Source organism: Bacillus sp. P4_D3 (genome assembly GCF_056401855.1).
In genome coordinates this window covers 1-1,487 of the sequence record NZ_JBFUIN010000739.1, presented here as the reverse complement: position 1 = coordinate 1,487, position 1,487 = coordinate 1, and the positions used below count along the sequence as shown (strand labels likewise).

Here is a 1,487-nt window from a genome sequence, read left to right as displayed (position 1 = left end):
GGTTCAACGTAGCATTGCCAATCATTAATATGGTACCTCTCACGTTTTTATTACTCGTTTTCATTCTATTTGGGATGGGGATTTTTGCAAATGGATTATATTGTCAATTTGCAGAAAGGCGTATATATCGAATAAAAGCACGGGGAATTAAAGATGAATCGGTTGAAAATTATCTCATCCGTGATAGTGGTGGAAMGAGTAAAATGGGAGCAACAATCGTTACTATTTTAGCAGTTGCTAGTATTTTCTTCAGTCATTTCTTTTTTCCGACTGATCGAGATATTATACAAAAAGTACGTACAAGTTCGCTTTATGAATATCCGTTCTTTTCGATTGGTGAATCGTTTGAAAGCTATTTTCAAAATTCAGGGTGGATATATTATCGAGGTTCGGAAGGTATGGAATTAGTAGAATTTCAAGGATACAGCCCAGGGATGCCAAGACAAAAAGTTACAATTCAATTTATTGTTGATTATAAATTGAGTGAAGTTGAGCCATACTCCCTTACGATTAATGGTGAATCTAAAAATGAAGAAGAGTTTTTGAAGATGATGGAAGAAATATTCAAGGTTCAAAATCCATTTGAAATAGAGGATGGATTGCAAGTAAAAGTGATAGAAAAAGAAGCGGATGGAAAGCACGTTCTAGCTGCTTCTTTTTTGTTTTTAAAAAATAATATTTGAAATACTCTGAATCTTTTGTATAATAATATATATTATACTGGCTTTCATTTATACATATAGATTGGGGGAAGGAAGAATGAAGAGAAAGGTAACAACGATTGCTGTAGTTGCATTATCGACTAGTGTATTAGTTGCAGGTTGCGGAAATGGGGAGAAGGCATCTACAACAAAGAAAGAAGCAGGTAAGGGAGTAGCAGATAAGCAAGTATTAAATTTGCTAGAAACAGCTGAAATTCCTTCAATGGATACATCTAAATCAACAGATTCTGTATCTTTCCGTGTATTTGTAAATGCAATGGAAGGATTATATCGTCTAGATAAAGATAATAAACCAACTCCAGGTATGGCCAAAGACGTGAAGATTAGTGAAGATAAAAAGACATATACATTTGAATTACGTGATGCAAAATGGTCAAATGGTGATCCAGTTCGAGCACAAGATTTTGTATATGCATGGCAACGTACATTAGATAAAGCAATAGCAGCAGAATATGCATTTATTTTATTTGATGTGAAAAATGCACAGAAAGTAAATAAAGGAGAAGTACCGTCGGATCAATTAGGTGTTAAAGCGAAGGATGATAAAACGTTGGTAGTAGAATTAGAGCAACCAGCACCTTATTTCCTTGAGCTTACTTCGTTCCCTACATTCTTCCCATTAAATGAAAAGTATGTAAAAGGACAAGGGGATAAATACGGATTAGAAGCAGATAAATTATTGTACAATGGACCATTTACAATGAGTGAATGGAAACATGAACAAAGTTACCAGTTAAAGAAAAACCCAAATTATTGGGATAAAGA

General features: G+C 34.1%; 2 protein-coding genes. Both read left to right on the top strand.

Going from position 1 to position 1,487, the window contains the following annotated elements; all coding sequences use genetic code 11:
* On the top strand, nucleotides 1-683 hold a 683-nt coding region (locus AC1DTM_RS26150), incomplete at its 5' end, for a DUF2628 domain-containing protein (RefSeq protein WP_477001252.1).
* A gap of 76 nt (nucleotides 684-759) precedes the next feature.
* On the top strand, nucleotides 760-1,487 hold a 728-nt coding region (locus AC1DTM_RS26145), incomplete at its 3' end, for a peptide ABC transporter substrate-binding protein (RefSeq protein ID WP_477001251.1).